The sequence below is a fragment of the Streptococcus sp. D2 genome, from assembly GCF_006385825.1.
Classification (GTDB): Bacteria; Bacillota; Bacilli; order Lactobacillales; family Streptococcaceae; genus Streptococcus; species Streptococcus shenyangsis.
On record NZ_VFSI01000003.1, the window covers coordinates 180,296 to 186,974 of the forward strand.

5 protein-coding genes are annotated in these 6,679 nt (G+C 39.3%); all 5 read left to right on the forward strand.

Annotation, left to right across the window (positions count from 1 at the left end; all coding sequences use genetic code 11):
• The first annotated feature begins 18 nt into the window (after positions 1-18).
• Positions 19-252 carry a preprotein translocase subunit SecG gene (gene secG, locus FJR73_RS03045; RefSeq protein WP_000282517.1) on the forward strand — a complete coding sequence of 78 codons (234 nt, stop codon included), beginning with the start codon at positions 19-21 and terminating at the stop codon, positions 250-252.
• 100 nt (positions 253-352) lie between these two features.
• On the forward strand, positions 353-2,707 hold the full coding sequence (gene rnr, locus FJR73_RS03050) for a ribonuclease R (protein ID WP_140833251.1): 2,355 nt from the start codon (positions 353-355) through the stop codon (positions 2,705-2,707).
• Positions 2,670-3,137 carry an SsrA-binding protein SmpB gene (gene smpB / locus FJR73_RS03055; RefSeq protein ID WP_001051750.1) on the forward strand — a complete coding sequence of 156 codons (468 nt, stop codon included), beginning with the start codon at positions 2,670-2,672 and terminating at the stop codon, positions 3,135-3,137. Before rnr ends, smpB begins: the two co-directional genes overlap by 38 nt.
• 15 nt (positions 3,138-3,152) lie before the next feature.
• Positions 3,153-4,013, forward strand: coding sequence for an SAM-dependent methyltransferase TehB (gene tehB / locus FJR73_RS03060; RefSeq protein ID WP_140833253.1), 861 nt, complete (start codon positions 3,153-3,155; stop codon positions 4,011-4,013).
• A 249-nt stretch (positions 4,014-4,262) separates the two neighbouring features.
• On the forward strand, positions 4,263-6,679 hold a 2,417-nt coding region (locus tag FJR73_RS10325; protein ID WP_258190668.1), incomplete at its 3' end, for a YSIRK-type signal peptide-containing protein.

Below are 6,679 nucleotides of genomic sequence, written 5' to 3' on the forward strand. Positions count from 1 at the left end.
GATTTTAAGGAGTTTGATATGTATAACCTATTATTAACCATTTTATTAGTATTATCTGTTGTGATTGTGATTGCGATTTTCATGCAACCAACCAAAAACCAATCCAGCAATGTATTTGATGCCAGCTCAGGTGATTTGTTTGAACGCAGTAAAGCACGCGGTTTTGAAGCTGTAATGCAGCGTTTGACAGGGATTTTAGTCTTTTTCTGGCTAGCCATTGCCTTAGCATTGACGGTATTATCAAGTAGATAAGAAAATAATGGGCAGGACTAGGTCTTTGCCTCTTTTTATTTTTAAATGATATTTGAGAAGGTTTTACAGTAAAAGAAAATAAAAAATCTAGAAAGAAATTATGAAAGATAGAATAAAAGAATATTTGCAAGATAAGGGAAAGGTGACTGTCAATGACTTGGCTCAGGATTTGGGAAAAGACGGTTCCAAGGATTTTCGTGAGCTGATAAAAACCTTGTCCCTAATGGAAAGAAAACACCAGATTCGCTTTGAAGAAGATGGAAGTCTGACCTTGGAAGTCAAGAAAAAACATGAGATTACTCTCAAGGGGATTTTTCATGCCCATAAAAATGGCTTTGGCTTTGTCAGCCTGGAAGGCGAGGAGGATGACCTTTTTGTAGGGAAAAACGATGTCAACTATGCTATTGATGGTGATACCGTTGAGGTCGTCATCAAGAAAGTCGCTGACCGCAATAAGGGAACAGCAGCAGAAGCAAAAATCATTGATATCTTAGAACACAGCCTGACAACTGTTGTCGGCCAAATCGTTCTAGATCAGGAAAAGCCTAAGTATGCTGGCTACATCCGTTCGAAAAATCAGAAAATCAGCCAACCGATTTATGTGAAGAAACCAGCTCTTAAACTGGAGGGAACAGAAGTTCTCAAGGTATTTATCGATAAATACCCAAGTAAGAAACATGATTTCTTTGTTGCTAGCGTCCTCGATGTGGTGGGGCATTCAACGGATGTTGGGATTGATGTCCTTGAGGTTTTGGAGTCTATGGACATTGTATCCGAGTTTCCAGAGGCTGTTCTTAAGGAAGCGGAAAGTGTGCCTGATGCTCTGTCTCAAAAGGATATGGAAGGCCGTCTGGACTTGAGAGATGAGATTACCTTTACCATTGACGGTGCGGATGCCAAGGACTTGGACGATGCAGTGCATATCAAGGCTCTGAAAAATGGCAATCTGGAGCTTGGGGTTCACATCGCAGATGTTTCCTATTATGTGACCGAGGGTTCTGCCCTTGACAAGGAAGCCCTTAACCGTGCGACTTCTGTTTACGTGACAGACCGCGTGGTGCCAATGCTTCCAGAGCGTTTGTCAAATGGCATCTGCTCCCTCAATCCTCAAGTTGACCGTCTAACTCAGTCAGCCATCATGGAGATTGATAAACATGGTCGTGTGGTTAATTACACTATTACACAAACGGTTATCAAGACAAGCTTCCGTATGACCTATAGTGATGTCAATGATATCCTAGCTGGCGACGAGGAGAAGAGACAAGAATATAAGAAAATTGTTCCAAGTATCGAACTTATGGCTAAGCTCCATGAAACTTTAGAAAACATGCGTGTGAAACGTGGAGCCCTCAATTTCGATACCAATGAAGCGAAGATTTTAGTGGATAAACAGGGTAAGCCTGTTGATATCGTTCTTCGTCAGCGTGGCATTGCCGAGCGTATGATTGAGTCCTTCATGTTGATGGCCAATGAAACAGTTGCCGAGCATTTTAGCAAGCTGGATCTACCTTTCATTTATCGTATCCATGAGGAGCCTAAGGCTGAAAAAGTTCAGAAGTTTATTGATTATGCTTCGAGTTTTGGCTTGCGCATTTATGGGACTGCCAGTGAGATTAGCCAGGAGGCTCTCCAAGACATCATGCGTACTGTTGAGGGAGAACCTTATGCGGATGTATTGTCTATGATGCTTCTTCGCTCCATGCAACAGGCCCGCTATTCGGAGCACAATCACGGCCACTATGGATTAGCAGCTGACTATTACACTCACTTTACCAGTCCGATTCGTCGTTATCCAGACCTTCTTGTTCACCGTATGATTCGGGATTACGGCTGTTCTACGGAAATAGCAGAGCATTTTGAGCAAGTGATCCCAGAGATTGCGACCCAGTCCTCAAACCGTGAACGTCGTGCTATTGAGGCTGAGCGTGAAGTAGAAGCTATGAAAAAGGCTGAGTATATGGAAGAATACGTGGGTGAAGAGTGTGATGCAGTTGTATCAAGTATTGTCAAATTTGGTCTCTTTGTCGAATTGCCAAACACAGTTGAAGGCTTGATTCACATCACTAATCTACCTGAATTTTATCATTTCAATGAGCGTGATTTGACTCTTCGTGGAGAAAAATCAGGAACAACCTTCCGTGTAGGTCAGCAAATCCGTATTCGAGTTGAAAGAGCGGACAAGATGACTGGAGAGATTGATTTTTCATTTGTACCAAGTGAGTTTGATGTGATTGAGAAGGGACTGAAACAGTCTAGTCGCAGTGACAGAGGACGTGGTTCCAGTCGTCGTTCAGATAAGAAGGAAGACAAGAGAAAATCAGGACGCTCAAATGATAAGCGTAAGTATGCACAAAAAGACAAGAAGAAAAAAGAAAAGAAACCTTTTTATAAGGAAGTAGCTAAGAAAGGAGTCAAGCATGGCAAAGGGCGAGGGAAAGGTCGTCGCGCAAAATAAAAAGGCGCGCCACGACTATACAATCGTAGATACGCTAGAGGCAGGGATGGTCCTGACTGGAACTGAAATCAAGAGTGTGCGAGCTGCTCGAATCAACCTCAAGGATGGCTTTGCCCAAGTAAAAAATGGGGAGGTCTGGCTGAGCAATGTTCATATCGCTCCTTACGAAGAGGGCAATATCTGGAACCAAGAACCAGAACGTCGTCGCAAACTCCTGCTCCATAAGAAACAAATCCAAAAATTAGAACAAGAGACTAAAGGGACAGGAATGACCCTGGTTCCTCTTAAAGTCTATATCAAAGATGGTTATGCCAAGCTTCTTTTAGGTTTAGCTAAAGGGAAACATGACTATGATAAACGGGAGTCAATCAAACGTCGTGAGCAGAATCGCGATATTGCGCGCGTGATGAAAGCAGTCAACCAGCGATAAAAAGAGGAAATGAAAATGGAAAAACTAATTGCCTATAAACGTATGCCCTTGTGGACTAAAGAAACCATGCCAGAGGCGGTTCAGCAGAAACACAATACCAAGGTCGGAACTTGGGGTAAGATTACAGTTGTAAAAGGAGCCCTCAAGTTTATTGAATTGACGGAAGAAGGTCAAGTTCTAGCTGAACACCTCTTTGAAGCAGGAGCTGACAATCCCATGGCACAACCACAAGCCTGGCACCGAGTGGAGGCTGTAACAGACGATGTGGAATGGTACTTGGAGTTTTATTGTAAACCTGAGGATTATTTCCCTAAGAAATACAATACCAATCCTGTTCATTCAGAGGTCTTAGAGGCTATGCAGACAGTAAAACCAGGGAAAGCCTTGGATTTGGGCTGTGGTCAGGGTCGTAATGCACTCTTTCTAGCCCAGCAGGGTTTTGATGTGACAGCTGTGGATCAAAATGAACTGGCCCTTGAAATTTTGCAAAGCATTGTGGAGCAAGAAGACCTGGACATGCCAGTCGGTCTTTACGATATCAATTCAGCTAGTATTAGCCAAGCCTATGATTTCATCGTTTCGACAGTTGTTTTGATGTTTTTGCAAGCAGACTGCATTCCTGCAATTATCAAAAATATGCAGGAGCATACCACTGTTGGTGGCTATAATCTTATCGTCTGTGCCATGGACACGGAAGATTATCCTTGCTCAGTGAACTTCCCATTCACATTTAAAAAGGGAGAATTGGCAGACTATTACAAGGATTGGGACTTGGTCAAGTACAATGAAAATCCTGGTCATCTGCACCGTCGCGATGAGAATGGCAATCGCATTCAACTACGCTTTGCGACCATGCTAGCTAAAAAAATCAAGTAAACACACATGAAGATTAGGAAATTTCCTGATCTTTTTTAAAATGCTAAATGTTATAAAAATGTAATATTTCTGACTATATGATTTTTATTTCAAAAAAATATATAATTATATTAAAAAAGCTCCTTAATATATATATATATATACGAATAAAATTATAATAGATTAAAAAATATGGAAAATGTTCTATTGAATTTTTATAGTAAAAGAGTATCATATAATATGATAAAATATTTTTTTGGAGGAAATTAAATGTTTCATAAAGGTAAACACAATCGTGAAAAGCAATTACGTTTTTCTATTCGTAAGGTCAGCTTTGGTGCAGCTAGTGTCGCAGTAGCTGCATTGTTCATGTTTTTAGGAAATGGAGCAGTATCTGCTACAGAGCAAGGAGTGCCTTCAACTAATGGGGAGACTCTAGCACCGCAACCTAAAGATCAGAATATCCAGAATGGAACCTACGAAGGGAATACAGTAGCTAATAGTCCTGCTGCAACAGTAGAGTCAAATACTCAACCTTCAACAGTTGAAAATAGTCCTTCTCCAGAATCAGCACCTCAGAAGGTGGAGACTCTAGATAAGAAAGAATTAACAGATTTAATCAAAGAAGTTGATGGAAAGTTTGCTAAAGGAGCATATGCTACCAAGACAGAAGAAAGCGTTAACAATCTTAGAACTGTCTTAGAAGAAGCAAGGACAGCTTTAAATAATGCAAAAACACAAGCTGAATTATCACAAGCACAAGCTAAATTAGTTACAGCAACAACAAAATTACAAACAAAACCAGAAGAGAAAAAAGAAGCAACAGCAGTTGATACTACAAATGGAAAATCAACTGTAGGTAAAAAAGCAACAAATACTGAGAAAGCAGCAGATACGAATTCAATCGCAAACTCAGGTTCTAGAGATGAACGTAATGGAAAAGCGTTGAATACAAATAACCCATTCCGTACAGATGCAACTACTACAAATGATGACCCGTCTGCGAATCAAATTTATACATCTCCAGCTGAGAATGCGGATTTAGGAACTTTAGTGGAGAAACTAAAAGGGTTAGACTCTACAGTTGAAAATAACACAAAACTTTCACAAAATATGGATAGTTTAGGTGATAGTAAGGAAGTAGAAAAAGGTGCTGTAAAAGAAATTACTGAGTTCGGAGGCTGGAAAGCAGTAAATGGTGGTAAATTTGCCATTGCTAGAAAAACTGAAGCAGGAGTTTATCCTTTAGAAACAATTAATTCAACTTTAAATGACACTGTTTGGTTGCAAGAACAAGCATTGGATAGAAGAACAGAGTATACTTTACTACTTTCAAAGAGTATAACCAGAGCAAATCAAAAAGAAGCAGCTTGGGATAGTAGTGTATATAGACCAACTGGAGTATCTAAAGGAGTTACCAAGAATGTTGCTGGATATAACGGGATTGAAAAAACATTTACAGCTTATTCAACTTTATATGGTTCAGATGTAGTAGTTAAGTTTAAACCTGGTTATGTTGGAGATAGTGATGGTTTTAAAGCTAACTATAAAGTTCAAGTCTATAGTATTACAGGAAATCAAGAGAAATTAGTATATGAAACAACTTTTGATCCTTCTAAAGATGTAAAAAATGATAGTGAGAAGATTGTAACTAGAGCCAAAGATGGAACAAATAACGCAACAATTAAAATTTCTAAGACGTCAAATAGCACTACAATAGATGGTGGAGTAGATCATACTCAACGCGTAGATTTTATTGGAAAAACTGAAGCAGAAAAGTTAATGGCGAAACCTGGAAATAAACCAAATGGAGCGGCTGGGACATTTACTAGTAAGCCTATTGCATTACCTAAAGGTGCAGATCATTATAAAGTTAGAATTTCTTTAGCAGATCAAAATCGTACAGGAATGAGTTATCAAGCATGGGATAAAAAATATTCATTACCTGTTACGGGATTAGATTTTTCGATTGCTCAAGATACAAGTAATGTAGCGAAAAATCTTTTACAAAGAATTTACTATAAGTTAAAAGCAACTGAAACAGCAGATACAGATGGAAAGACAAATGAAACAAAAGCTGCGTATTTAGCAGAATTAGAAAAAGTTAAGACACTTGTAACGAGTACGGATGTTAAGAAGACAGCAGAATATAAAGAAGCTTTAGAGTCAACTTTATCGAAACAATTGGCATTAAGAGTTGATAAAACAGAGTTAAGAAATTCAAAAGAAGCGTTAAGTACCTTAGTAACAGCAACAGATCCAACACCTGGAAAAACAGCAGATAGTGCTACTGCTTATAATGCAGCAAAACAAGAAGCGATTAAAGCTATTGAAGCAGCAAAAACAGTTATCGATAATGAAAATGCAACTGTAGCAGAGGTTAGAGATGCTTTAGCAACAGTAAATGCCAAAAAAACAGCTTTACAACAAGCCAAAGATGGTTTAATTGAAGCAGCAACTCCTGAAGAAAAAACAAAATTACAAACGGACTCTGATTCATTGAAGAAAGCTGATGAAACAGGTAAAACACCAGAAAGTATCGCAGCATATGACAGAAAATATGAAGAGTTTAAAGCAGAATTAGAAGCTGCCAAGACAGAAGCAGCCAAAGCTTTAGCGAAAGGCACTAATGCAACAAAAGAGGAAGTTCAAGCTGCTCAAGCAAAAGTAGAAGCAGTGAAAACGAA

Excerpts from the sequence above, each read along its gene's own strand:
- rnr (WP_140833251.1), top strand. The coding sequence starts at position 353 with ATGAAAGATAGAATAAAAGAATATTTGCAAGATAAGGGAAAGGTGACT.
- secG (WP_000282517.1), top strand. The coding sequence starts at position 19 with ATGTATAACCTATTATTAACCATTTTATTAGTATTATCTGTTGTGATT.
- smpB (WP_001051750.1), top strand. The coding sequence starts at position 2,670 with ATGGCAAAGGGCGAGGGAAAGGTCGTCGCGCAAAATAAAAAGGCGCGC.
- tehB (WP_140833253.1), top strand. The coding sequence starts at position 3,153 with ATGGAAAAACTAATTGCCTATAAACGTATGCCCTTGTGGACTAAAGAA.